The organism is Roseovarius salis (assembly GCF_044472985.1).
In the GTDB taxonomy this organism is placed as follows: Bacteria; Pseudomonadota; Alphaproteobacteria; order Rhodobacterales; family Rhodobacteraceae; genus Roseovarius; species Roseovarius salis.
Map to the genome: position 1 here is coordinate 1 of NZ_JBISDG010000037.1, position 22,765 is coordinate 22,765.

Annotated in this window: 25 protein-coding genes and 1 tRNA gene; 7 read left to right on the forward strand and 19 right to left on the reverse strand. The window is 67.8% G+C overall.

The window, feature by feature from the left end:
* Nucleotides 1-77: 77 nt before the first annotated feature.
* Both ACH13J_RS14215 and ACH13J_RS14220 read right to left on the reverse strand, forming a co-directional pair.
* A complete protein-coding gene (locus tag ACH13J_RS14215) occupies nucleotides 78-1,457 on the reverse strand; it encodes a leucyl aminopeptidase family protein (RefSeq protein WP_397544006.1) in 1,380 nt (459 codons plus the stop codon).
* Nucleotides 1,458-1,538: 81 nt separating this feature from the next.
* On the reverse strand, nucleotides 1,539-1,904 hold the full coding sequence (locus tag ACH13J_RS14220) for a hypothetical protein (protein ID WP_397544007.1): 366 nt from the start codon (nucleotides 1,902-1,904) through the stop codon (nucleotides 1,539-1,541).
* A gap of 161 nt (nucleotides 1,905-2,065) precedes the next feature.
* Between ACH13J_RS14220 and ACH13J_RS14225 the strand changes: the two genes are divergently transcribed.
* Nucleotides 2,066-2,716, forward strand: a complete 651-nt coding sequence (locus tag ACH13J_RS14225) for a carbonic anhydrase (protein WP_397544043.1) — start codon at nucleotides 2,066-2,068, stop codon at nucleotides 2,714-2,716.
* Nucleotides 2,717-2,729: 13 nt separating this feature from the next.
* On the opposite strand, the gene ACH13J_RS14230 is transcribed toward ACH13J_RS14225, so the two are convergent.
* From ACH13J_RS14230 to dapE, 5 genes are all read right to left on the reverse strand, one after another.
* The gene (locus ACH13J_RS14230; protein ID WP_397544008.1) at nucleotides 2,730-4,349 is read right to left on the reverse strand and encodes a DUF4139 domain-containing protein; all 1,620 of its coding nucleotides are present in this window, start codon (nucleotides 4,347-4,349) and stop codon (nucleotides 2,730-2,732) included.
* A gap of 127 nt (nucleotides 4,350-4,476) precedes the next feature.
* Complete coding sequence (locus ACH13J_RS14235; protein ID WP_397544009.1) at nucleotides 4,477-5,499, reverse strand: aspartate-semialdehyde dehydrogenase; 1,023 nt, start codon at nucleotides 5,497-5,499, stop codon at nucleotides 4,477-4,479.
* A gap of 60 nt (nucleotides 5,500-5,559) precedes the next feature.
* A complete protein-coding gene (locus ACH13J_RS14240) occupies nucleotides 5,560-6,117 on the reverse strand; it encodes a TIGR04282 family arsenosugar biosynthesis glycosyltransferase (RefSeq protein WP_397544044.1) in 558 nt (185 codons plus the stop codon).
* A gap of 20 nt (nucleotides 6,118-6,137) precedes the next feature.
* Nucleotides 6,138-6,563, reverse strand: a complete 426-nt coding sequence (locus ACH13J_RS14245) for a GNAT family N-acetyltransferase (RefSeq protein WP_397544010.1) — start codon at nucleotides 6,561-6,563, stop codon at nucleotides 6,138-6,140.
* Entirely contained in the window at nucleotides 6,560-7,714 is a 1,155-nt protein-coding gene (dapE, locus tag ACH13J_RS14250) for a succinyl-diaminopimelate desuccinylase (RefSeq protein ID WP_397544011.1), read from the reverse strand. Before dapE ends, ACH13J_RS14245 begins: the two co-directional genes overlap by 4 nt.
* A gap of 354 nt (nucleotides 7,715-8,068) precedes the next feature.
* Here dapE and ACH13J_RS14255 point away from each other — a divergent pair, with 354 nt between their 5' ends.
* Nucleotides 8,069-9,121 carry a Hint domain-containing protein gene (locus tag ACH13J_RS14255; protein WP_397544012.1) on the forward strand — a complete coding sequence of 351 codons (1,053 nt, stop codon included), beginning with the start codon at nucleotides 8,069-8,071 and terminating at the stop codon, nucleotides 9,119-9,121.
* Between the two features lie 10 nt (nucleotides 9,122-9,131).
* On the opposite strand, the gene ACH13J_RS14260 is transcribed toward ACH13J_RS14255, so the two are convergent.
* The 4 genes from ACH13J_RS14260 to ACH13J_RS14275 form a co-directional block, all read right to left on the reverse strand.
* Entirely contained in the window at nucleotides 9,132-9,461 is a 330-nt protein-coding gene (locus ACH13J_RS14260) for a hypothetical protein (RefSeq protein WP_397544013.1), read from the reverse strand.
* A 140-nt stretch (nucleotides 9,462-9,601) separates the two neighbouring features.
* Nucleotides 9,602-10,429, reverse strand: coding sequence for a 2,3,4,5-tetrahydropyridine-2,6-dicarboxylate N-succinyltransferase (dapD, locus tag ACH13J_RS14265; RefSeq protein ID WP_397544014.1), 828 nt, complete (start codon nucleotides 10,427-10,429; stop codon nucleotides 9,602-9,604).
* A 107-nt stretch (nucleotides 10,430-10,536) separates the two neighbouring features.
* Entirely contained in the window at nucleotides 10,537-10,956 is a 420-nt protein-coding gene (locus ACH13J_RS14270; protein ID WP_397544015.1) for a ribbon-helix-helix protein, CopG family, read from the reverse strand.
* Between the two features lie 35 nt (nucleotides 10,957-10,991).
* On the reverse strand, nucleotides 10,992-11,909 hold the full coding sequence (locus tag ACH13J_RS14275) for a threonine/serine dehydratase (protein ID WP_397544016.1): 918 nt from the start codon (nucleotides 11,907-11,909) through the stop codon (nucleotides 10,992-10,994).
* Between the two features lie 81 nt (nucleotides 11,910-11,990).
* Here ACH13J_RS14275 and ACH13J_RS14280 point away from each other — a divergent pair, with 81 nt between their 5' ends.
* Nucleotides 11,991-12,812, forward strand: coding sequence for an LOG family protein (locus ACH13J_RS14280; RefSeq protein WP_397544017.1), 822 nt, complete (start codon nucleotides 11,991-11,993; stop codon nucleotides 12,810-12,812).
* A gap of 61 nt (nucleotides 12,813-12,873) precedes the next feature.
* Here the strand turns inward: ACH13J_RS14280 and clpB are convergent, their stop codons facing one another.
* Nucleotides 12,874-15,495, reverse strand: a complete 2,622-nt coding sequence (gene clpB / locus ACH13J_RS14285; protein ID WP_397544018.1) for an ATP-dependent chaperone ClpB — start codon at nucleotides 15,493-15,495, stop codon at nucleotides 12,874-12,876.
* 268 nt (nucleotides 15,496-15,763) lie between these two features.
* On the opposite strand from clpB, the gene pyrF reads away from it, so the two are divergent.
* Nucleotides 15,764-16,453, forward strand: coding sequence for an orotidine-5'-phosphate decarboxylase (gene pyrF / locus ACH13J_RS14290; RefSeq protein WP_397544019.1), 690 nt, complete (start codon nucleotides 15,764-15,766; stop codon nucleotides 16,451-16,453).
* 84 nt (nucleotides 16,454-16,537) lie between these two features.
* Here pyrF and ACH13J_RS14295 read toward each other — a convergent pair whose 3' ends face one another.
* Complete coding sequence (locus tag ACH13J_RS14295) at nucleotides 16,538-16,966, reverse strand: NUDIX domain-containing protein (RefSeq protein ID WP_397544020.1); 429 nt, start codon at nucleotides 16,964-16,966, stop codon at nucleotides 16,538-16,540.
* Nucleotides 16,967-17,055: 89 nt separating this feature from the next.
* Here ACH13J_RS14295 and ACH13J_RS14300 point away from each other — a divergent pair, with 89 nt between their 5' ends.
* Nucleotides 17,056-18,309 (forward strand): DNA polymerase IV, encoded by a 1,254-nt coding sequence (locus ACH13J_RS14300; RefSeq protein WP_397544021.1) that lies wholly within the window; start codon nucleotides 17,056-17,058, stop codon nucleotides 18,307-18,309.
* A 5-nt stretch (nucleotides 18,310-18,314) separates the two neighbouring features.
* Here ACH13J_RS14300 and ACH13J_RS14305 read toward each other — a convergent pair whose 3' ends face one another.
* A complete protein-coding gene (locus tag ACH13J_RS14305; protein WP_397544022.1) occupies nucleotides 18,315-19,178 on the reverse strand; it encodes an N-formylglutamate amidohydrolase in 864 nt (287 codons plus the stop codon).
* A gap of 148 nt (nucleotides 19,179-19,326) precedes the next feature.
* Between ACH13J_RS14305 and ACH13J_RS14310 the strand changes: the two genes are divergently transcribed.
* Nucleotides 19,327-19,401: transfer RNA gene (locus ACH13J_RS14310), tRNA-Val, on the forward strand.
* 77 nt (nucleotides 19,402-19,478) lie between these two features.
* Nucleotides 19,479-19,604 carry a type B 50S ribosomal protein L36 gene (gene ykgO / locus ACH13J_RS14315; protein ID WP_397544023.1) on the forward strand — a complete coding sequence of 42 codons (126 nt, stop codon included), beginning with the start codon at nucleotides 19,479-19,481 and terminating at the stop codon, nucleotides 19,602-19,604.
* A 67-nt stretch (nucleotides 19,605-19,671) separates the two neighbouring features.
* Here ykgO and ACH13J_RS14320 read toward each other — a convergent pair whose 3' ends face one another.
* The 5 genes from ACH13J_RS14320 to ACH13J_RS14340 all read right to left on the reverse strand — a co-directional run bounded on the left by ACH13J_RS14320 (nucleotide 19,672) and on the right by ACH13J_RS14340 (nucleotide 22,734).
* Nucleotides 19,672-20,514 carry an urea carboxylase-associated family protein gene (locus ACH13J_RS14320; protein WP_397544024.1) on the reverse strand — a complete coding sequence of 281 codons (843 nt, stop codon included), beginning with the start codon at nucleotides 20,512-20,514 and terminating at the stop codon, nucleotides 19,672-19,674.
* A 9-nt stretch (nucleotides 20,515-20,523) separates the two neighbouring features.
* Entirely contained in the window at nucleotides 20,524-20,733 is a 210-nt protein-coding gene (locus ACH13J_RS14325) for a hypothetical protein (RefSeq protein ID WP_397544025.1), read from the reverse strand.
* A gap of 9 nt (nucleotides 20,734-20,742) precedes the next feature.
* Nucleotides 20,743-20,904, reverse strand: a complete 162-nt coding sequence (locus ACH13J_RS14330; protein WP_397544026.1) for a hypothetical protein — start codon at nucleotides 20,902-20,904, stop codon at nucleotides 20,743-20,745.
* 140 nt (nucleotides 20,905-21,044) lie between these two features.
* On the reverse strand, nucleotides 21,045-21,824 hold the full coding sequence (locus ACH13J_RS14335) for a succinate dehydrogenase iron-sulfur subunit (RefSeq protein ID WP_397544027.1): 780 nt from the start codon (nucleotides 21,822-21,824) through the stop codon (nucleotides 21,045-21,047).
* 1 nt (nucleotide 21,825) lies between these two features.
* Nucleotides 21,826-22,734, reverse strand: coding sequence for a hypothetical protein (locus ACH13J_RS14340; protein WP_397544028.1), 909 nt, complete (start codon nucleotides 22,732-22,734; stop codon nucleotides 21,826-21,828).
* Nucleotides 22,735-22,765: the final 31 nt, after the last annotated feature.

A 22,765-nucleotide genomic window follows, 5' to 3' on the forward strand; every position in this document is an offset into this window, starting at 1 on the left:
AGGAGGGGCGCTGCCCCTCATGGCCTGCGGGCCATTCACCCCGGGATATTTGCCGCCAGAAGACATCGCCGGACAGCTCAAAGCGCCAGCACCTCGGGCAGCGCGTCCAGAAGCGCCCGGGCGCCCATGCCCACGCCACCCTTGGGCCGGGCGGGTTTCGGTTCGGGCTGCCAGCCGTAGATGTCGAAATGGGCATACCGCGCGTCGCCGGCGAACCTGCGCAGAAAGAGCGCAGCGGTGATCGCGCCGGCAAAACCGCCCGACGGTGCATTGTCCAGATCGGCGATGCCCGGTTCTATCAGGGCCTCGTACGGGGCGTGCAGGGGCAGGCGCCAGACCGGGTCGGCCACCGCCGCGCCGGACGCTTCGAGCGCGGCGGCGAGGGCGCCGTCATCGGTGAAATAGGGCGCGATGTCGGGGCCCACCGCCACCCGCGCCGCGCCGGTGAGCGTGGCCATGGACACCATCAGGTCAGGCGTCTCCTCGGCCCCGAGGCTCAGCGCGTCGGCCAGCACCAGCCGCCCCTCTGCGTCGGTGTTGTTCACCTCCACCGTCATGCCGTTGCGCGCGGTCAGGATGTCGCCGGGCCGGAACGACGCGCCGCTCACGGCGTTCTCGACCGCCGGGATCAGTATGCGCAGCCGCACGGGCAACCTCAGCGCCATGATCATGTCCGCCAGTCCCATAACCGTCGCCGCGCCGCCCATGTCCTTCTTCATCAGCGCCATTGCGGCCGCGGGCTTGAGATCGAGCCCGCCGGTATCGAAACAGACGCCCTTGCCCACCAGCGTGAGGCGCGGCCCCGACCCGCCCCACCGCATGTCGATCAGGCGGGGTGCGTCCACCGCGGCGCGGCCCACCGCGTGAACCAGCGGGAACCCCGCGTCGATCAGTTCGGCGCCGCGGGTCACCTCGATGGTCGCACCGTGCCGCGCGGCGAGATCGGCGCAGGCATCCTCCAGCGCGGCGGGCCCCATGTCACAGGCCGGGGTGTTGATGAGATCACGCGTGAGCCATTCGCCCGCCGCTATGCCGGTCAACCGTGCCGCGTCGACGCCGTCAGGCGGCACGAGCCGCGCCCGCGCGGGGGTCTGCGCACGGTAGCGGTCGAACGCATAGGCGGACAACAGCCATCCAAGCGCCTCTTCCTCGCGACGGTCGGGGGACAGACCTTCCAGCCTGTAGGCGCCCTCCGGCAGGGCCGCCGCCGCGGCGGCAAGGTGGAAACGCCCCCGCAGGCGCGCGGCGGGCGTGCCGTATCCCGCCAACGCCATGACGATTTGCCCATCCTCGCCCGGCACCGCCAAGGTCGTCCCGAGCGCGCCGGTGAACCCGGCGGCGCGCACCCAGTTGGCCACGCGCTCCGGCTGGCTGCCAAGCCAGTCGTCGCGGTCGTCCTCCCCGATCACGTGAAGGGGGGTGGCGGACGCGTCGGGCGGGGCGAATTCTGGTCTCATGGGCGGTGGTCCGGATCGTGGAATTGTGCGCCGAGCCTATCCCACACGGCCGCACCCGCAAGACCCTCATTGCCGGAACGCTCAGGTATCGCGAAACGCCCAGACCTCGGTCAGTGACCGTTCGCCGACGCGCAGGAGCCGGGCGAGCGTCGCCGCAAGCGCGACCCGGTCGCCCAGCTCTGCACAGGCGATGACGTCGCGCGCCACCCTGGCCAGCAGCACGAGACCCAGCTGGTCGGATACGCCGCACAGGCCGCGGGCCGTCTTGCGCATCTCGTCCAGCCGCCCCCGCCGGTGACAGCGTTCCGCATGCGTCAGCCGCGCCGCCAATTCCTCCAGCGTGCGGCAGACCAGTTCCTCCGCCGCGGCCGGGCCCAGCTGCGTGAAAAGGTCGTCGATCCGCCCGGGATCGAAGCCTGCAGTCTCATCCTGTCTCAGAAGCGTCACCTGTTCCAACGTCTTACCCTACTCCCGCAATGCCCCCGGACCGGCGCGAGTGTCAGCGCGATTGGTTCCGAAATGGTTTCCGGTGCTGGAGAATTCTTGCTCGAATTCTCGGTGAATTCCGACTATCACGCGGGACCAGACCAACCATGACGAGGGTCAGGATGAACGAGGCGCGCCCGCTGCCCGGCTATCTGGTGCAGCGCTATCACGGCTGGAAGGCGACGCGGTACAAGGACAACCAGGCCTGGTACCGTCATCTGGCGCAGGAAGGCCAGCACCCCCGCGCCATGGTCATCAGCTGCTGCGACAGCCGGGTGCACGTCACGTCCATCTTCGGTGCCGACCAGGGCGAATTCTTCCTGCATCGCAATATCGCCAACCTCGTCCCGCCATACGTCACGGACGGCGCGCAGCACGGCACCTCCGCGGCCGTGGAATACGCGGTGACCGCGCTTCATGTGGCGCACCTGATCGTGCTGGGCCATTCCAACTGCGGCGGCGTGAAGGGGTGCGACGAGATGTGCTCGGGCCGGGCGCCGGAGCTGGAGGAAAAGTCGAGCTTCGTCGGGCGATGGATGGATATCCTGCGCCCCGGCTACGAACGGGTCAAGGACATCGGCGACCCCGCGGAGCGCATGCGGGCGCTGGAAAAGCAGGCGATCCTTGTGTCGCTGGAAAACCTCATGACCTTTCCGTTCGTGGCGGAGGCCGTGGACCACGGAACGCTCACGCTGCACGGGCTGTGGCACGACATCGGAGAGGGCGGCGTGGAACAGTACGATCCTGCCACGGGTCTTTTTCAACAGATCTGAAAGTCGCCGCCCCTCAGCGCAGCACCATCCCCTCGGGCCATTGCAGCGTATGGTCCAGCGCGATCGTTCGCGCGGCATTCGCTGGCAGATCGAATTCCCATGCCAGCACCCCGCGCCGGCCGTCCACGTCGGTTTCCGACGCGCCCGGATCGGCCTGCCACGTGATCTGCAACTCCTCCTGTTCCGAATAGGGAACCCTGTCGAGCACGCGGACGGGCCATGCCTGACCGGTCAGGTTCTCGACCTCGATGCGCACCTGCTCTGACAGCTCGGTCGAGCGGGTTATCACCCCCCTGTCCCCCTCGCTCCTGCCAAGCACGGTGCGTTTCAGGCGCAAGCCGTCGATGGCGCCGAAGGCCAGTTCCGCCTCCTCGCCGGCGGCGATCAGCTCCACGGCCCTCTGGCCGATGAACTGGTCGTCGCGATAGAACCGCGCTTGCCCTGTCGGCAGGATCAACTCGTCGCCGTCATTGGTAAACCGCGCGACGAGAAACGCCGTCTCGTCGGCCAGCGGGACCGCCTCGGCCACGACATCCGCCGCGACCTCGCGCGTTCCCAGAGATATCCGCAGCGTATCGGCGCCCGAGGCGACCGAGACTGGCTGGGGATAGTCATAGGTCACCGAAAGCCCCGCGAACCTCGCCTCGGCCTGAACCGGCGCAGGTGCCACCGCGGCAGACAGTCCAGCGGCATCCGCGGCGCGTTCGGTGCGCACCACAGGCTCGGGGCGGGGCGCATCCGGATCCACGATCCGGCGCAGGACCGGCCAGACCTCGGCCGGTTCAGCCTGCTCGCCCGGACGCACGGTCGACAGCGTCAGGCGCGTGTCCGTCCAGTTTTCCCCGGTCTGCTGACGAATCAACGCCCCCCGCTCGATGGCCAGGCGCCCGGCCTGCCTGTCCAGCCGGAGGTCATAGGCGGGCTCCCAGCCGGCATCGTCAATGGTGTAGGAGAGGGTGAGGTTGCCGTCGGCCGGGGTATCCGCCGTGATCGACACCGCGAGCATGGCACGGTCCTTGGCTTCGGGCACGAGCGCGTCCAGCGCCTGCCTGGCGCGCTCCAGGTCCTCTTCGAGTTCCTCGAGATCGCGCTCGGCATCGCGCGCGCGCCGCTCGGCGTCATGGGCTGTCTCCAGCGCCGCCAGCGTTTCGTCCCCGACAAGCGTCACCAGATCGCGCAGCGCGCCGGTATCCAGCCGGGCGACGCCATCGCCCCGGCCGAGATCCTGCAGGAAATCCACCCGCGCACGCGCCGCCTCCGCGACCAGCCGGATGTCCTCGGCACGTGCGCGGCCATCGCGCAGTTCCGCCTCGATCCGTTCGATCTCGGCCTCTGCCTGTTCGATCGCGGCGCCGGTTTCCTCGCTGCGCGGGGGCACGAACTCCGTGCGGGTGCTGACACTGCCCATGGCGGCGCCGTCAACCGTCACCCGGACGGATCCCATCGGGGTGGAGCGGGGCAAGTCCGTCAGGATCAGCGCGTGATCGCCCGCCGGCACGGAAAAGGATGCCTCGCGCGTCACGCTGGCCCCGCCAGGGTACAGCGTGACGGCGCTGACATTGCTGGAAAGCGCCACGTCCTCGGCCAGAGCGACGGAGGGCAGAAGGGCGAGGATGGCGGGCAGCATGCGCATATCGGGTCTCCGTGACGGGTTGCACCGTCACTATCCGATCCGAAAGGGGCGCTCGGCAAGAGGCGAGGTCGCGGGTCGCGCAGATTCACGCCGTTCGAGGGCCGCCCGCAAGTTCACCGGCCGCCGTTCATCCCTTCTGCAGCACGCGCTTGCCCAGCGTCTCGGCGATCTGCACCGCGTTCAGCGCCGCGCCCTTGCGCAAATTGTCGGAGACGCACCACAGGTTCAGCCCGTTATCGATCGTCGAATCCTGGCGGATACGGCTGATGAAGGTGGCAAAATCGCCGACGCAATCGACGGGCGTGATGTATCCGCCGTCCTCGCGCTTGTCGACGACCATGATGCCGGGGCTCTGGCGCAGGATGTCGCGCGCCTCTTCCTCATCGAGGTGGTCCTCGAATTCAAGATTGATCGCCTCGGCATGGCCAACGAAGACCGGCACGCGCACGCAGGTGGCCGTGACCTTGATCGCGGAGTCCACGATCTTCTTGGTTTCGGCGACCATCTTCCATTCTTCCTTGGTGGAGCCGTCCTCCATGAAGACGTCGATGTGCGGGATCACGTTGAAGGCGATCTGCTTCTGGAACTTCTTCGGCGCGATCTCTTCGGTCGGGTTGTAGATGGCCTTCGTCTGGTCCCAGAGCTCGTCCATCCCCTCCTTCCCGGCGCCGGAGACGGACTGATAGGTGGAGACGACCACCCGCTTGATGCGCGCGCGGTCATGCAGCGGCTTGAGCGCCACAACCATCTGCGCGGTCGAGCAGTTGGGGTTGGCGATGATGTTCTTCTTGGCATAGCCGTCGACGGCCTCGGGGTTGCACTCCGGCACCACCAGCGGCACGTCAGGATCGTAGCGGTAGAGCGACGAGTTGTCGATCACCACGCACCCTGCCTTGGCCGCCTTGGGCGCGTAGGTCTTGGTCGCGTCCGAGCCGATCGCGAAAAGCGCGATGTCCCAGCCGGTGAAATCGAACGTGTCGAGATCCTGCGTCCTGAGGGTCTGGTCGCCGAAACTCACCTCGCTGCCAAGGCTGCGGCGAGAGGCCAGCGCGGCGACCTCGTCGACCGGGAACTCGCGCTCGGCGAGGATGCTCAGCATTTCGCGGCCCACGTTGCCCGTGGCGCCGACAACGGCGACTCTGTACCCCATGCCGGGACTCCTTTGCGGATGTTCAAGTTGGCGCGTTGCATACCGCAGCGCAGCGAAAGGTTAAAGGGGGTCGAGGTCGGCGGCGCTGTCGACATCGCGCAGCGTATCCACCAATGCGATGCGCTGCCCACCCATGCTGGTCATGCTGTCGAACAGCGCATGGGGCGTGGACCAGCGCACGCCGCGAAAGAGCGTGGCCGGGGGCGCCGCGACGCGTTTCATTCCCACCAGCCAGAACCCGCCATCCACGGCTGGCCCGAATACCGCGTCGTGATCGCCCAACGCGGCAAAAGCACGGGCAACATGGGGCTTTCCCAGCGCGGGGATATCGGCGCCGACGATGCAGACGGGCCCCGGCGACAGGCGGCGCAACAGCCGCGCCATCCGCGCGCCAAGGTCGCCGCGGCCCTGGGGCACGCGCGCCAGATGCGCGGGCCAAACGCGGCTTTGCAGACCCTCGCGGTCCGGTGTGACCGCCAGCACGAGCCGCCAGCGCGGATCGTCCAGCCGCTGCAAAAGTGCGGCGCTCTGCCGACGGAACCACCACGCCGCCCCCGTCATTCCCACATCCCGTCCAAGCCGTGTCTTGACCCGTCCCGGCCGGGGCTCTTTCACCATGACGACAAGCTGGCGACGGCTCAAAGATCGATCCCCATCATCCGGTGCGGCTGGCCGCCGGCATCCTCGAACTCCGGACCGAAGGCGACAAACCCCAGCCGCTCGTAAAGGCCGAGAGCGTTCGTCTGCGCCCCCAGCTCCGCGCGGACGATCCCGGGCAGGCCGCGCAGGTGCTCCACGCAGGCCCGCACGAGCGCGGCACCGATCCCCCGGCCGCGATGGCCGGGCAGGACGCAGACCCGCCCGATCCTGCCTGTGTCGCTATCGGTGAGGATGCGCGCGCACCCGATCGGACGTCCCTGCATCGTGGCCAGCACATGCTGCGCCTGTCCATCGCGCCCGTCCCGCTCAACGGTCTCCGGCACGCCCTGCTCCTCGATGAACACGGTGCGGCGCAGCGCGCGGCAGGCAGCCACGTCATGGGTCGGGCCCACGCGGGGACTCATGCGAAATAGTCCCTCAGGATGCGCGCGTAGATGGCCTTGAGCTGTTGGATCTGGGCGATCTCCACATGCTCGTCCACCTGGTGCATCGTGCGCCCGACGAGGCCGAACTCGACCACGGGGCAATGATCCTTGACGAAACGCGCATCCGACGTGCCGCCGGTGGTGGACAGCACCGGCCTCGTGCCCGTTTCGGCCGTGACCGCCCGGCTTACCAGCTCGGACAGCGGCCCCGGCGGGGTTACGAAGCTTTCGCCGGACACCTTGGTGCGCATTTCGGCGGCCACGCCGAATTCCTCCGCCACCTTGTCCAGCTCCCGCTGCATCCAGCGGGTCAGCGTGCCGCTGTCATGGGCATCGTTGAAACGGATATTCACCAGCGCCCGGCACTGCGCCGGGATCACGTTGTTGGCGGTATTGCCGGTGTCGATGCTCACAACGGCGAGAGTGGAAGGGTCGAAGTGACCGGTCCCGTCGTCGAGGGTATGCGATGACAACCGGTCGGCCAGCCGTGCCATCGCCGGCACGGGGTTCACGGCCCGGTGGGGATAGGCGGAATGCCCCTGCACGCCGGTGATCGTGATCCACGCCGTCATCGAGCCGCGCCGCCCGATCTTGATCATCTCGCCCATCCGGTCGGGGCAGGTCGGCTCCCCCACAAGGCAGGCATCCATCCGCTCGCCCGCCTCGGCCATCCAGTCCAGAAGCGCGGCCGTGCCATCCACCGCGTCGCCCTCCTCGTCGCCGGTGACGAGCAGTACCACGGCGCCATCGTCGGGCGGTGATTGCGTCACGAGGTCGATCGACGCGGCGACGAACGCCGCGACGCCGGATTTCATGTCCGTCGCCCCGCGCCCCCACAGCGCCCCGTCGCGTTCCTCCGCGGCAAAGGGCGGGACACTCCAGGCCGACTCGTCACCGACCGGCACGACGTCGGTATGCCCGTTGAACCCGAATACCCGCGCCGCGCCGCGCGCACCCCACCGGGCGAATAGGTTGGCGACCCCGCCCCGATCAACCCGCGTGCAGATGAACCCGGCCGTGGACAGCCGCTCCGCGATCAGGTCGAGCGCGCCGCCCTCTTGCGGCGTGACCGACGGGCAGCGGATCAGCTCGGCCGTCAGGGCGACGGGATCTACGGGGTCGTGCTCCATGTGGCATCCTTTTCATTGCGATAGGCGGGCGAAACGGCGACAGGCGGTATCCGAAATTTCCGCCGCTGTGAATAAAGCTTAACAAGTCACGGCCAATCTGGTAATTCCACCGTGATAATAACGGCCTGAGGCAGGGCAGCAAAAGCACGGCGCATCGCAGGCGACCGACGGACAAATGGGAAGCACCGGACACAGGGCACGGAACACGCCGCGTGTCGTGCCGCCAGATGTCGGCATACCCTCCTCGGCCCAAGGGGACGGGACCAGCATGGGAAGATCAGCAGAGCCAGCCGCGCATCCAGCCAACGACGACCGGGGCGATCCGCGCCGCCCGGCGGCAAGGGCAGATGGCGCATGAGCTGGATCGGAGCGACCGCACGCACCGGAGGATGGTTCGACGCCCCCGGACGTGACCGGCTCATGCCACGCGGCACGCTCATGCTCGAAACACGTATCCCGCTTGAAACGCGCCCGCGCGTGCTTCTGGGGTACGAACGCACCGAGCCGTGGCACGGCGCCATCACGCTTCAGGTTCTGCCGGATGGCGGTATCGTTCTCCTCCTTGCGCAGGGGGCCGACACGCACAGCGCGGTGGTGCCCTGTCCCGATACGGACCGCTCCGAAACCATCCGCGTGAGCTTTTGCTGGGACGCACCGCGCCGCAGGGCCCGGCTGACGGTAGAGCGCGCGGATCCGGGCCACCCCCGATCCGTCAACCTGACCGGCATACAGCCGATGGTCACAGCCGACATGCACGACATCATGGCGCGGCCCGAACGCCGGCGCATGGACAGCGACGTGACCTTTGCTGCCGTCTCCGACCGGATGGAGCCGGTCGGACCGCTGCCCGGCCTGACGGCCCAGACACCGGTGATGACCGCGTGGGGCGAACGCCCGGTATGCCGCCTGCGGCGCGGCGATCTCATCATCACCGATCAAGGCCAGCAGGTGCCCGTATTGCAGGTCATTCGCCATACCCTGCCGGCGCGCGGGGGCTTTCATCCGGTCCGGCTGCGCGCCGGCTATTTCGGACTGACGCGGGATATCGTCGTTGCACCTTTCCAGCGCCTGGTGATGCGCGGCTCGGACGTGGAATACATGTTCGGCCGCGAAGCAGTGCTCGTGCCGGCGCGCAATTTGCTCGACAACATCGCTGCCGTTCCCGCAAAGGGGCCAGAGATGGTCACCTACTTCCAGCTTCTGCTGCCGGGGCACGAGACGGTCATGACCTCCGGCTGCCCCGTCGAGAGCCTTTTCGTCGGGCGTCTGCGCCGCAAGCCCGACGAACTTGCCGCCAGCGTGCTGGCCCGGTTCGACCGGTCGCGCCTGCCGGAACATCCGCACCCCGCATGGCCCGTTCTGAAACCCTTCGAGGCAGTCGCGCTGGCGGCAGATCGCGCGGCCTGACCACCTGGCGTCAATCGTAGAAAGGCGTCACCTGGGCAACGATCACGGCGTTTTCATCCAGCGCCCGCTGCATGAGCGCGCGCTCCTCCTCGCCGATGTCGTGACCCTCCGCCTCACGCTCCTCCAACGTGCCGTAGCCCGATACGTCCAGTGGCGCGGTGTCCGCCTGTTTCAGGATCGCAACCGTCTCGCGCACGGCTTCGGCCTCGTCGACGCCGCTGGCATAAACCATCAGCGCCGCCCCGGTCGCGTCCGGCGGCAACCCGTCACCGGACTTGCGCCCGATCTCCACCAGCAACGAATAGACCCGCTGCCGGCCAGCTACTTTCTTCGCGGTCATCAGAGCGCCTCCATGGTCGGGCGGGCAATCTCGTTCTCCTTGGAACCGGGGGTGGCGCCGGGCCGCGCAACACGCCTCCCCCGGCGGGCGACAGCCAATCCGCGCGCCGCGCCCGAAGGCGCGCGGACATGCCCTGTCTGTCAGTCCCGCAGAAGCTCGTTGATACCCGTCTTGGCGCGGGTCTGCTCGTCCACGCGCTTCACGATCACCGCGCAATAGAGGTTGAGGTTGTTCTTCGTCGGCATGGACCCCGACACGACAACCGAATAGGGCGGCACCTCGCCCATGAACACCTCTCCGGTTTCACGGTCGACGATCTTGGTCGACTTGCCGATATAGACCCCCATGCCGAGGACGGATCCCTCGCGCACGATGCAGCCCTCGACCACCTCGGACCGCGCCCCGATGAAGCAGCCATCCTCGATGATGGTCGGATCGGCCTGCAACGGCTCCAACACGCCGCCGATGCCGACGCCACCCGACAGGTGCACGTTCTTGCCGATCTGCGCGCAGCTGCCGACGGTGGCCCAGGTGTCCACCATTGTGCCCGTGTCCACGAAGGCCCCGAGATTGACGAAGGACGGCATCAACACCACGCCCGGCGCGATATGGGCCGATTTGCGCACCACGCAGTTTGGCACCGCGCGGAAACCGGCCTCTTTCCAGTCCTGGTCGCCCCAGCCCTTGAACTTGCTGTCGACCTTGTCCCACCAGTGGCCGCCCTGCGGGCCGCCATCCTGCTGTTCCATGTCCTTGATGCGGAATCCCAGCAGGACGGCCTTCTTGGCCCACTGGTTGACGTGCCAGTCGCCGTCGCCGCCCTTTTCAGCCACGCGCAGGCGGCCCGAGTCCAGCGCCTCGAGCGTGGCCTCGATGGCCTCGCGTGTCTCGCCGCCGGTCGAGGGGGTGATCGTGTCGCGCACCTCCCAGGCGGCTTCGATCGCGGATTCGAGTTGGGCGTCGGACATGGGCGTTCTCCCTTGGGACATCACGTTGTGCTCGCATCGCCTATAAGACCGCGGCGCGCGCCGCGCAATGCGACGGCACGGACATGTTTCGCGGCATCGGCCCGGTGTCAGCGCGCGGAACCCCACAGCTGGCGACGGCCGTGGCCCGGAAACGGCGCGTGGAAGCGCTGCACGAGCCGGGAATAGCTGTAGCCGAGGTCGGAGGCCTTGACGACCTTTCCGCCCTCCGGGTGACGGACGAGGATGAGCCCACCGCCCGACTCGCGCATGGCATAGCCCTTGACCCGAAGCCGGCTCTGCAGGTCCTGCCAGTCGCGCGCATAGGCCAGATCGTCAGCGAGGAGCGCCCGCAAGGGAGCGACGAGCCGCTCATCAGGCCTGACGGCCTTCTTCGCACGGTTTCTGCGGTAGAGATCACGCCGGATCGCGTCGCGTATCAGCGCCTGGACGTCGTCGCCCTCTTGCCGGGCGATTTGCTTCAGCGCGGCAAGTGTTTCCGGAGCGAGATCGAGCGTGACGGCGACCATGCCACGCAACCTGCCGGATCACGGTTAAGCACCGGTTAAAACGGGTCCGGCGCGACATTGCCGCCACAAACGAGCACTGCCACCCGCTCTCCGCGCGCGGGCACGTAAGCGCCCGACATCAGCGCGGCCAGCGCCGTGGCGCCCGCGGGCTCCACCAGCTGGCGCATGCCCCGCCAGAGCGCCCGCTGTGCCTGCTCGATCGCCTCATCCGTCACCAGAACGCTTTCCCCCAGATACTGCTGCGCCAAGCCGAAACAGATCTCGCCGATCCGACGCGCCCCGAGCGCATTCGCCGCGACGCCCGACACCTTGACATCGACCGGCGCGCCCGCTGCCAGCGCGGCGTGCAGCGCGCTGGATGTCCGGGGCTCCACGGCAACGACCTTGCGCCGGCCCTCCAGCCAGCCCAGCGCGCCCGCGATCAGGCCGCCGCCCCCCACCGCAATCAGGACCGTGTCGGCGGCGAGGCCCTGCGCCTCCCACTCGGCCATCACGGTGCCCTGCCCGGCCACCGTGCCGGGCGCGTCATAAGCATGAATCTGCATCGCGCCGGTGCGCGCCTCGTGGGCCCGGGCCGCCTCCAGCGCATTGGCATAGGCCCCGCCAACCACCTCCAGATCGGCCCCCAGCCGTTCGATCAGGCCGATCTTGGCCGGCCCGGCCATCTCCGGCACGAAGATCCGCGCCCGGTGCCCGAGCGCCGAGGCCGCGTGCGCCACCGCCGCGCCGTGATTGCCCCCGGATGCAGCGACGAGCCCGGCCGCGGGAACGTCTCGCGACAACAGCGTGTTGAACGCCCCGCGCGCCTTGAAGCTGCCGGTATGCTGCGTCTGCTCCAGCTTCAGCCCCACCGGTCCGGACGGGCCCAGGCCCGCGGCCTCCATCACCGGCGTGCACCGGACATGGGGGACGATCCGCTCCTGCGCGGCTGCTATGTCGGCTCTCCAGCTCACCGGCGCCTACCTCCCGCTGGTCAAACACGGACCAACCCTATACGGCTTGAAACGACAACCCAAGCAGGGAAGGCACGCGCCATGAACGACGACCGGCACAGCCAGTTCCGCGACGCACACAGTGACAGAGACACCGCCGAACAGGTTCCCGATACGCCGCAGACCCGGGCCCCGGCCTACCGGCTGGCCTTCGATGACCCTGATTTCCTGTGCCGGGACGAGTTGCGGCCGGTGCGGCTGCAGCTTGAGCTGCTGAAACCCGAGATGATCCTCAACGAACGCGGGATCGAAAGCACGGTGGTGCTGTTCGGCGGCGCCCGCATCCCCGAGCCCGCCCGCAAGGACACCGCGCGCACCAAGACGCTTGCGGAGCTCACGCATTTCTACGACGAGGCGCGGGAGTTCGCACGTCTGGTCACGATGAAATCCATGGCCACATACGGCAAGGAATACGTGGTGGCCACTGGCGGCGGCCCGGGCGTGATGGAGGCCGGCAACCGCGGCGCGGCCGATGCCGGAGGCGCGTCGATCGGCTTCAACGTCGTCCTGCCGCACGAGCAGGCCCCGAACGAGTACGTCACCCCGGGGCTGTGCTTCAACTTCCACTATTTCGGCATCCGCAAGATGCATTTCCTCATGCGGGCGCGGGCGATCTGCGTTTTTCCCGGGGGGTTCGGCACGCTGGACGAGATGTTCGAGGCGCTGACACTGATCCAGACCGACCGTATGAACCGGGTGCCTTTCCTGCTCTTCGGGGAAGAATTCTGGCGTCGCCTCATCAACTGGGAGGCGCTGGCCGAGGCGGGCACCATATCGGACGAGGATCTGGACCTGTTCTGTTTCGTCGAGACGGCCCGGCAGGCCATGGACATCCTCGAGGGCTGGGACGCCGACGCGACCTGATCGCCCGGCACCGCCCCCATGAAAAAGCCCCGCCGTTCCCGGCGGGGCTGTCAGATCAGGCTCAGTGCACGACCGCGTCGTCGGGCCGTTCGCGGCTGCTGGCGCCGACCCGTTCACCGATGATCAGCCCGTCGGCACCGGCGCTGACCGGCACGGTGCTGCCATCGGTAATGTCGCCGGCCAGGAGCGCCTCGGCCAGCGGATCCTGAAGCGCCTTCTGGATCACGCGCTTCAGCGGGCGCGCGCCATATACCGGGTCATAGCCCTCGTCGGCCAGCCATGCCTTGGCGGCATCGTCCAGTTCCAGCGTGATATTGCGGCTGGCGAGCCTCTTTTGCAGCCGCCGCAGCTGGATGTCGACGATCCCGCTCATCTGGTCGCGCGTGATCCGGTCAAAGACCACGATCTCGTCCAGCCGGTTCAGGAACTCCGGCCGGAAATGCGACCGGACCGCGTCCATGACGTCGCGCTTGGCGGCAGCGGCGTCGGCCCCCTCGGGCAGCTGGCTCAGCGCCTGGCTGCCAAGGTTCGATGTCAGCACGATCAGCGTCTGCTTGAAGTCCACCGTGCGGCCCTGCCCATCGGTCAGCACACCGTCATCGAGCACCTGCAGGAGCACGTTGAACACCTCCGGGTGGGCCTTTTCCACCTCGTCGAACAGCACCACCTGGTAGGGCCTGCGGCGCACGGCCTCGGTCAGGACGCCACCCTCGTCGTAGCCCACGTAGCCCGGCGGCGCGCCGATCAGCCGCGCGACCGAATGCTTTTCCATGAACTCCGACATGTCGATGCGCACCATCGCCTGGTCGTCGTCGAAGAGGAACTCCGCCACCGCCTTGGTCAGCTCGGTCTTGCCCACGCCGGTGGGGCCGAGGAACAGGAAACTGCCCAGCGGGCGGTTCTCGTCGTTGAGCCCGGCGCGTGCCCGGCGCACGGCGTTGGCCACGGCCTTCACGGCAGTGTCCTGACCGATCACGCGGCGGTGCAGGTTGTCCTCCATGCCCAGCAGCTTCTCGCGCTCGCCCTCGAGCATCTTGGCGATCGGAATGCCCGTCCAGCGTTCGACCACCTGCGCGATCTGCTCGGGGCGCACGGCCTCTTCGACCATGACGCCGCCTTCCTCCTCGGCCTGCTCGGCCTCGGCCAGCTGCTTTTCCAGCTGCGGGATGATGCCGTAACTCAACTCCCCGGCCTTGGCCAGGTCACCCGCACGCTTGGCATTCTCCAGGTCGATGCGGGCCCGGTCGAGCTGTTCCTTGAGGTCGCGGGCACTGGCGAGCTTGTCGCGTTCGGCCTGCCACTGCGCGGTCAGCTCGGAGGATTTCTCCTGAAGCTCGGACAGTTCGCGCTCCAGCTTTTCCAGCCGGTCGCGCGATGCCGCGTCGTCCTCCTTTCGCAGCGCCTCGGCCTCGATCTGCTTTTGCAGGATGTCCCGGTCGAGCGCGTCCAGCTCTTCCGGCTTGCTGTCGACCTCCATCCGCAGGCGGCTGGCCGCCTCGTCTACGAGGTCGATGGCCTTGTCCGGCAGGAACCGGTCGGTGATGTAGCGATGCGAGAGCGTCGCCGCCGTGACCAGCGCGCTGTCGGAGATGCGCACGCCGTGGTGCAGCTCGTACTTCTCCTTGAGCCCGCGCAGGATGCTGACCGTGTCCTCGACCGTCGGCTCCTCGACCATGAGCGGCTGGAACCGGCGAGCCAGCGCGGCATCCTTTTCAACATGCTTGCGGTACTCGTCCAGCGTCGTGGCGCCGATGCAGTGCAGCTCGCCCCGGGCAAGCGCCGGCTTGATCAGGTTGGCCGCATCCATGGCGCCATCCGTCTTGCCCGCGCCGACCAGCGTGTGCATCTCGTCGATGAACAGGATGATCTCGCCCGCGGCATTGGTGATCTCGTTCAGGATGGCCTTGAGCCGTTCCTCGAACTCGCCGCGATATTTCGCCCCGGCGATCAGCGCACCCATGTCAAGCGCCAGCAGCCTCTTGTTGGCAAGGCTTTCGGGCACGTCCCCATTGATGATGCGCAGCGCGAGCCCCTCGGCGATCGCCGTCTTGCCGACGCCCGGTTCACCGATCAGGACGGGGTTGTTCTTGGTCCGCCGGCTGAGCACCTGCATGGCGCGGCGGATCTCGTCGTCGCGGCCGATGATCGGGTCGATCTTGCCTTCCTGCGCCGCCTTGGTGAGATCGATGGCGTATTTCTCGAGCGCCTCGTAGGTGTCCTCGGCGCTGGCACTGTCGGCGGTGCGGCCCTTGCGCAGGTCGTTGACCGCCTCGTTGAGCGTCTGCGCGCTGACGCCACCCTGGTCAAGCGCCTCCTTGGCGGGGCTCTTGACCACGGCCAACGCGGTCAGCAGCCGCTCGACGGGAACGAAGCTGTCACCGGCCTTCTTGGCCATCTTCTCGGCCTCGTCCAGCACCTTGCCGGTCTGGCTGTCCATGTAGACCTGGCCGGCATCGCCGGTCACCTTGGCGATCTTGCCAAGGGCAAGATCGATCGCCTGAACCACGCGCTGCGGCTCACCGCCGGCGCGCTTGATCAGGTTGCTCGCCAACCCTTCGTCGTCGTCCATCAATGCCTTGAGAACATGTTCGGGCGCCAGTTTCTGGTGGCTTTCCCGCATCGCGATCGTCTGTGCCGCCTGCAGAAAGCCGCGCGACCGCTCGGTGAACTTGGACAAGTCCATGCCTTTTCTCCTTTTTTCAAGCGTTACCCCTGATGCGCACCCAGCGTTAGGCGTGCGGCTGTCGGGCACCTCGGAAAGTGAAATGGGGAGCGCGCCCATGATCTTCAAGACAGGCCGGGGCACCATTTCGAACCGGCGCGGCGCTCGTCGCTTCCGCCGGTCGCTCCTCGCGAAGAAGCCCGCGAGGGCTGATGAGCGCCCCCGCGGCGGCTTGACCTGCGGCGTTCCGTCCGCGAGAAGTGCGCGACCGCAAAAGGAGCGCAGCCCCATGCCGGATGACCGCCTGATCGTCGCCCTGGACCTGCCCAACGCACACGAGGGGCTGAAGCTGGCCGAGACACTGGGCGACGCGGTGACCTTCTACAAGATCGGGCTGGGTATGCTCACGGGCGGCGGGCTGGCGCTGGCCAACGAGCTCAAGCAGGAGCACGGAAAGCGCGTGTTCCTCGACATGAAGCTGTTCGACATCGGCGCGACCGTCGAGAACGCCGTGCGCGGGCTGGCGCAGTTCGACCTCGATTTCCTGACCGTCCACGGCGACCCGCACGTGGTGCGCGCGGCACGCGACGGCGCGGGCGGCACGACGCTCAAGGTGCTGGCGGTGACTTTCCTGACCTCGCTGGACCGCTCCGATCTCGATGCCGGGCTGATCAAGCCGGGCGATCTGGCCGACCTGGTCGCCGAGCGCGCCGCCCGGGCCTTCGAGGCCGGGGCCGATGGCGTGATCGCCTCCCCGCGGGAGGCGGCGCGGATCCGCGCCCTGCCGGAGGCCGCGGGCCGGCTGATCGTCACGCCCGGGGTACGGCCCGCGGGCGCGGATCGGAACGACCAGAAGCGCGTGGCCACCCCGGCGCAGGCGCTCTCGGACGGGGCCGACCATATCGTCGTGGGCCGCCCTGTCTGGGCCGCGCCCGACCCGCGCGCTGCCGCACACACCATCCTGAGGGAGATCGCCTGAGACCGGCGGGGCGGGGGCGCTGCCCCCGTCGCCGCAAGCGGCGACTCCCCCGGAGTATTTGAGGCAAGATGAAGCGGGCGACGTCTACCGGCCTGTTGGGCACGCCGCCAGACAGTCGCGCACCCTCTGCCGGAAATGCGGCACGGCATCCGCGGCCGCGGCAAAGACCTCCGGCCGCATCAGGCACCACCCCTGCCCCTCGCCGCCGAACCGCACATCGGCGGCACGCGCGGCGGGCAGCAGTGCCGCGAAGAACCAGACGCGACGGGGGCGGGCGTAGAAACGCCGCCATACCAGATCCGCCGGGCACAGACGCAGGCCGAGCTCCTCTTCCAGTTCGCGCAGCGCGCATTCCTCGGGGCTCTCTGTCCCCTCCCGGCCGCCGCCGGGCAGATCGAGGCAGCCGGGATAGACGAGCCCGGGAATGTCGTCGCGACGCAGCACGGCGATCCGGCGGCCGAGAAAGAGGATCGTCTTGGCGCCGTCGAAGCCGGCATCGGGCCGGGCGGTCATCTGTCGCTCCGTTGACAGGGAAAGGTATCTGGTGAACCGGGTCCGATTCCCATGTAGGATGCCGATAGCGTTTCGACCACAGAGCGACCATGCCCGCCCTTTGCCGCACCTGCCTGACGCCTTTCGACACCGGCCCGCGGTGCCCCGCCTGCCGCGGACCGCGGGTCGTGGCGCATGACGAGCTGTTCGATCTCTCGATCGCCCACATGGATTGCGACGCCTTCTATGCCAGCGTCGAAAAGCGCGACAACCCGGGGCTGCGCGACAAGCCCGTGATCATAGGCGGCGGCCGGCGGGGGGTGGTATCCACGGCGTGCTACGTGGCGCGCATCCGCGGCGTGCGCTCGGCCATGCCCATGTTCCAGGCGCTCAGGCTGTGCCCGGACGCCGTGGTGCTCAGACCCCGGATGGAGCATTACGCGGCCGTCTCTCGCCGGATCCGGGCCTTGATGGAAGAGCTGACGCCGGACGTCGAGCCGCTGTCGCTCGACGAGGCGTTCCTCGACCTGTCGGGCACGGCGCGGCTGCACGGCGCGCCCCCGGCGGTGATGCTGGCGCGGCTGGTCCGCCGGATGCAGGACGAGCTCGGCGTCACCGGGTCGATCGGGCTCAGCCACAACAAGTTCCTGGCCAAGCTCGCCTCGGATCTCGACAAGCCGCACGGCTTCTCGGTGATCGGCGCGCAGGAAACGTCGGATTTCCTGCGCGACAGGCCGGTGAGCCTGATCTGGGGCGTGGGGCAGGCAACGCTTGCCGCGCTGGAGTCCGCGGGCATCCGCAGCTTTGCCGATTTGCGCCGGTGGGAACGGGACGACCTGCAGGCGCGTTTCGGCACGATGGGGGACAGGCTGTGGCATCTGGCGCGCGGGCTTGATGACCGCCCTGTGTCGGCCAACGCGCCGGTGAAATCGATCTCGAACGAAACCACCTTCGGCGAGGACACGGCCAGCCTCGACGTGCTGGATGGCCACCTCTGGCGGCTGTCCGAGAAGGTATCCGACCGCGCCAAGGCCAAGGCACTGGCGGGGCGGGTCGTGACCCTCAAGCTCAAGCGGTCGAACCACGCGACCCTGAGCCGGCGCATGGCGCTGCGCGAGCCCACCCAGATGGCCGACAGGATCTATCGCACGGCGCGGCACCTCATGGATCAGCTGGATCACGCGGGGCCCTACCGGCTGCTCGGCGTGGGACTGTCGCAACTGGCACCGGATGCGCAGGCCGACCTGTCCGGCGACCTGCTCGACCCGCAGGCGCAAGACCGCGGGCGGACGGAACGGGCCACCGACGAGATCCGCCGCCGCTTCGGCGCGGACGCGATAATCAAGGGGCGGGCGCTGCGGTGAGCGCGCTATTCGGCCGCGAGAGAGCGGTCAACGGGCCGGCCGATCTGGGCAATCTGCGCGATGACGCCCTCCAGGCGGCGCTTGAACGCGTCGAAACGGCGATGCGGGCGGATCCGCGCCTCGTCCATGTAAAGGGCTCGGTCGATCTCGACCTGAACGGCGTGATAGCCCCTGTGCGGCCGACCGTAGGTCTGGGTGACGTACGCACCGGCGAACGGGGTGTTGCGCGCGACGACGAAGCCGGCCTGGCGGAAGGCTGCCTCGATCATGTCGACGATGATCTCGCCGGCGGCGGCGCCGAACCGGTCGCCCAGCACCACGTCGGGGCGCGCCGCGCCGGCCCGCGTGACCGAATCCATCGCCTCGTGCGGCATGGAATGGCAATCGATCAGGATCGCCTGACCGAACATCGCATGGGCGGTATCCAGTTCCTGCCGAAGCGCCGCGTGATAGGGACGCCAGTACCGTTCGATCCGCTGCTCGGCCTCGGCCCGCGGTATCTTGCCGCGGTAGATGGCCTTGCCGTTCGCAACCACCCTCGGGATCACCCCCAGCCCCGAGGCCACGCGCGGATTGAGCGCGACCTTGCGCACGCCGTCAACGAGGGCGGGGTCGAGCTCTTCCTCGCCGCGGTTGAGATCGACATAGGCACGCGGCACCGCCGCCGCGACCAGCGGCGCGCCGTAGCGGGGCGCCACGTCGAAAAGCTGATCGACAAACGCATCCTCGGAACTGCGGATCGCGTGACGATCAAGGACCGAGCGGTGCAGGAACGCCGGCGCGTAATCGCGCCCGCTATGCGGCGAGGAAAACACCGCCGCGGTATCGCGCCTCAGGGGATGGGTCGTGAAAAACGCCTCGGTCCGCATCGTGCCTCCTGTGCGCGGTCATCATAGAGCGAAAATGGCGTTCTAAAAGCCCTTGATCCGGTTTCCGACTCCTTTTATAGACACCCATCACCGGCGCGGTTTACCGCGCCTCGATTTTTTCGGGGCGTGTCGTCATGCTGGTATTCAGGGGCGATTAGCTCAGCGGTAGAGCACTTCGTTGACATCGAAGGGGTCGCTGGTTCAATCCCAGCATCGCCCACCATGAATTCCCGTTCCGGCCAGTCCCGGGACACCCGAAACCCAAGGCGCTGGCCCGCGCCGCGACAAAGGAGAGGACCGATGAAGGTCAAGAACTCGCTGCGTTCGCTCAAGAACCGGCACCGCGACTGCCGCGTCGTGCGCCGCAAAGGCCGCGTCTACGTGGTCAACAAGACCCAGAAGCGCTTCAAGGCCCGCCAGGGCTGAACGCGCATCGCCAAGGGTTGAGATGGGCCCCGCCAGCGGCGGGGCTTTTTCGTTGGCGCCGCGTCGGTCAGCGCCCGTGGCTGCGGTCATAGCCGTTGACAGGAGGGCTCTGCCAGCCCGCCAGCGCCCCCTCGCGCGGTGCGAACACCTCCACCAGCAGGGGATGGCAGGCCGCCGCGTCGCTGGAGTGTTCCGAGGAACAGTCACCGCCCGGACAGGCCGAGAGCGCACCCAGCAGGTCGGTCTCGGCAAAGAATTCGAGGTAGTCGCCCGGACGCACCGGGCTGGCCTTCATGAAATACTGCCCGGTGTCCCGGCTAAAACCGGTGCACATGAAAACGTTGAGCACGTCATGCACGTGGCCCTCCGCCTCGGCCAGGCTCATCCCCAGCCTGTCCGCCAGCGCGCGGGTCAGGTTGGAATGGCAGCAATGATGGTACTGCGTTCCGGACAGCAAGTTGCCTGTATATGGGTCACAGCGCGTACCGATCACGTCATGCACCGAGCCGCCGAACTGGTCGATACCATACCACGCCAGCGTGTCGGCGGTGATCGTGGCCATGGGCCGCAGATAGGGAAAACACGACCACATCCGCTCCCCGGTGGTCAGATGCGTGCCGTGCAGGGCGCGCGACTTGCCGGAGTAGAACCGCTCTCCGAGGTCGTGCGCGTTCCACAGGTTCAGGTCGCCCACCTGCGGCCCCTCGATGCTGGTGATGCGAAAGAACTGCCCGGCATCGGCGCGGAACGTCGCCGCGTCGCGGGGGGGCACCACGACCTCGGCAATCTTCTCGGCCCCGTCGCGCGCGGCCCGGTAAAGGTTCAGATCGGGCTGCGGCAGGGTATCGGTCGGATAGCTGATCACAGGCGCGACGGCGCGGCGCTCGGCTGCGTCTGACGGTTCTTTCATGGCCTTCCCCTACTGGTTCCGCGGTGTTCCGGCCCTGCAATCCAAAGGCGGTTTGCCGGTGGATGTAAAGGCCACCGCACCGCAGGCGATGCAGCGGAACTTCTTGTGGCCGTCGCGGTCGCCGGAGCGGTCCTCGCGCCACCGGCACTGGCGCGTCGCCCGGTTCGAGAAAACCAGGATCAGCACGAAGGCAATTATCAGCCCGGCAACGACGATCATGGAGCACCCTCAGCCTGTCTCGCCCGGTACGGGCTGCCCGACGATCCGTTCGCCGGACACCGCGCAGGAACGCGCCTGATCCTCCGGTCGGCAGCCGTTTTCGGGGTGAGCTTCGGGATGGGCGGCATGGTCGAAATCGCTCCGCGTTCCCTCGACGACCCTGTTGCTCATTTTGAAAGCGTGCGGACTCGCAACGCATCGTGGAGCGCCCGCTCGTCCCGGCCTGCGTCGAACACCGCCTGCGCATCCGCCGACGGGCGGCCGCGAAGCGCGTCCGGCACGGGCGCGGAGCGCGGGCCCTCCAGCCCCGTTCAGACCGTCCGGTCCAGCATCATCTTCTTGGTCTCCGCGATCGCCTTGGCCGGGTTCAGGCCCTTGGGACAGGTCTTGGCACAGTTCATGATCGTGTGACAGCGGTACAGCTTGAACGGATCCTCGAGATCGTCCAGCCGCTCGCCCGTCGCCTCGTCGCGCGAATCGATGATCCAGCGATAGGCGTGCAGCAACGCCGCCGGGCCGAGATACTTGTCACCGTTCCACCAGTAGCTGGGGCAGGCCGTCGAGCAACAGGCGCACATGACGCATTCGTAGAGGCCGTCCAGCTTCTCCCGATCCTCGATCGACTGCTTCCACTCCTTGGCGGGCGCGTTGGTCTTGGTCTCAAGCCAAGGCATGATACTGGCGTGCTGGGCGTAGAAATGGGTGAGATCGGGGATCAGGTCCTTGACCACCTCCATGTGCGGCAAGGGGTATACCTTCACGTCGCCCTTGATCTCGTCCATACCGTAGATACAGGCCAGCGTGTTGATGCCGTCGATGTTCATCGCGCAGGAGCCGCAGATGCCTTCGCGGCAGGACCGGCGGAAGGTCAGCGTCGGGTCGATCTCGTTCTTGATCTTGATCAGCGCGTCAAGGACCATCGGCCCGCAGGTATCCATGTCGACGAAATAGGTGTCGACGCGGGGGTTCTGCCCGTCGTCCGGATTCCAGCGGTATATCTGGAACTTTCGGACATTCTTGGCCCCCTCCGGTTTGGGCCAGGTCTTTCCCTTGGTGATGCGGGAATTCTTCGGCAATGCCAGTTGGACCATCTCAATTCCTCCTGAGGATCTGATCGAGCGCGGCAGACCGCGCCGGTGGCTGTTCGTCCCCCGCCTGTCCGGGCAGGGCGGTGGGCACCGGCTCGTCCGTCAGCAGGGCCAGTTTCCCGGCGTCGTCGGGAAAGACCCGCGAAAGCTTTTGCAGGAGCTCGGCATCCTGCGCCGCGAGCCAGAGCACGATGCGGTATTCGGGGTCGTCGCCCATCTCGCGCCAGCGGTCGGCCGTGCGCAACTCCTCGGCCGGCGCGTCATCCTGAAAGGACGAGCCGTTGCCATAGCGCTGCACCTCGCCCAGCGTGTCATCGCGGCGCTCGAAACCCAGCCTTTCCAGAAGGCGGGCGCGGTACCCGGGCGCCGCCATCCAGTCGTCGTAGCGGATCGTGACGAGCCCGAGCTCGGACTCGGCGATAACGAGATCGAGCATGCGGCCATAGAGCCCGACGGATTTGAGCACGATCGAAACCCGCTGTGCGGGTGTGTAGCCGGGATTACCCTGAAGCTTCCTGGCAAGCGACGCCGCCCAGTTGAGAAACCCGCGGCAGATGATCACGTCTAAATCGATGCGGCGCTCTTCCATGCCGGCCGACACGGGCTGGCGTCGGCGCTCGTTGGGCATCGCGTCCTCGTATGAAAAAATCACCGCGGCACCGTCACCTGCGTGCGATGCGAACCCGGCCGCGCCATCCTCGGCGCGGCCCGGCCGCCGCCGGCCGTTGACCTCGACGGCGCGGAACGTTTCGAACGGGTTGCGGCCCGGCGTGCAGTTGTTGAAGAACACGGACCTGCCGCCGGGCGCATTGCGCCCCAGCCAGTTGATGACCGCGTGGTTGCCCGACCGCCGCATGCCGAAAACGCGCAGCACCGGGCCCGGCGTGATCCCCAGATCGGCCCAAGCGGTCATGGCCGCCTTCCCGCGGGAACGCGGGCCCATC

Coding starts and splice junctions, on each gene's coding strand:
- ACH13J_RS14215 (WP_397544006.1), bottom strand. CDS start 1,457: ATGAGACCAGAATTCGCCCCGCCCGACGCGTCCGCCACCCCCCTTCAC.
- ACH13J_RS14225 (WP_397544043.1), top strand. CDS start 2,066: ATGAACGAGGCGCGCCCGCTGCCCGGCTATCTGGTGCAGCGCTATCAC.
- ACH13J_RS14230 (WP_397544008.1), bottom strand. CDS start 4,349: ATGCGCATGCTGCCCGCCATCCTCGCCCTTCTGCCCTCCGTCGCTCTG.
- ACH13J_RS14235 (WP_397544009.1), bottom strand. CDS start 5,499: ATGGGGTACAGAGTCGCCGTTGTCGGCGCCACGGGCAACGTGGGCCGC.
- ACH13J_RS14240 (WP_397544044.1), bottom strand. CDS start 6,117: ATGGTGAAAGAGCCCCGGCCGGGACGGGTCAAGACACGGCTTGGACGG.
- ACH13J_RS14245 (WP_397544010.1), bottom strand. CDS start 6,563: ATGAGTCCCCGCGTGGGCCCGACCCATGACGTGGCTGCCTGCCGCGCG.
- dapE (WP_397544011.1), bottom strand. CDS start 7,714: ATGGAGCACGACCCCGTAGATCCCGTCGCCCTGACGGCCGAGCTGATC.
- ACH13J_RS14255 (WP_397544012.1), top strand. CDS start 8,069: ATGAGCTGGATCGGAGCGACCGCACGCACCGGAGGATGGTTCGACGCC.
- ACH13J_RS14260 (WP_397544013.1), bottom strand. CDS start 9,461: ATGACCGCGAAGAAAGTAGCTGGCCGGCAGCGGGTCTATTCGTTGCTG.
- dapD (WP_397544014.1), bottom strand. CDS start 10,429: ATGTCCGACGCCCAACTCGAATCCGCGATCGAAGCCGCCTGGGAGGTG.
- ACH13J_RS14270 (WP_397544015.1), bottom strand. CDS start 10,956: ATGGTCGCCGTCACGCTCGATCTCGCTCCGGAAACACTTGCCGCGCTG.
- ACH13J_RS14280 (WP_397544017.1), top strand. CDS start 11,991: ATGAACGACGACCGGCACAGCCAGTTCCGCGACGCACACAGTGACAGA.
- clpB (WP_397544018.1), bottom strand. CDS start 15,495: ATGGACTTGTCCAAGTTCACCGAGCGGTCGCGCGGCTTTCTGCAGGCG.
- pyrF (WP_397544019.1), top strand. CDS start 15,764: ATGCCGGATGACCGCCTGATCGTCGCCCTGGACCTGCCCAACGCACAC.
- ACH13J_RS14295 (WP_397544020.1), bottom strand. CDS start 16,966: ATGACCGCCCGGCCCGATGCCGGCTTCGACGGCGCCAAGACGATCCTC.
- ACH13J_RS14300 (WP_397544021.1), top strand. CDS start 17,056: ATGCCCGCCCTTTGCCGCACCTGCCTGACGCCTTTCGACACCGGCCCG.
- ACH13J_RS14305 (WP_397544022.1), bottom strand. CDS start 19,178: ATGCGGACCGAGGCGTTTTTCACGACCCATCCCCTGAGGCGCGATACC.
- ykgO (WP_397544023.1), top strand. CDS start 19,479: ATGAAGGTCAAGAACTCGCTGCGTTCGCTCAAGAACCGGCACCGCGAC.
- ACH13J_RS14320 (WP_397544024.1), bottom strand. CDS start 20,514: ATGAAAGAACCGTCAGACGCAGCCGAGCGCCGCGCCGTCGCGCCTGTG.
- ACH13J_RS14325 (WP_397544025.1), bottom strand. CDS start 20,733: ATGATCGTCGTTGCCGGGCTGATAATTGCCTTCGTGCTGATCCTGGTT.
- ACH13J_RS14330 (WP_397544026.1), bottom strand. CDS start 20,904: ATGAGCAACAGGGTCGTCGAGGGAACGCGGAGCGATTTCGACCATGCC.
- ACH13J_RS14335 (WP_397544027.1), bottom strand. CDS start 21,824: ATGGTCCAACTGGCATTGCCGAAGAATTCCCGCATCACCAAGGGAAAG.
- ACH13J_RS14340 (WP_397544028.1), bottom strand. CDS start 22,734: ATGACCGCTTGGGCCGATCTGGGGATCACGCCGGGCCCGGTGCTGCGC.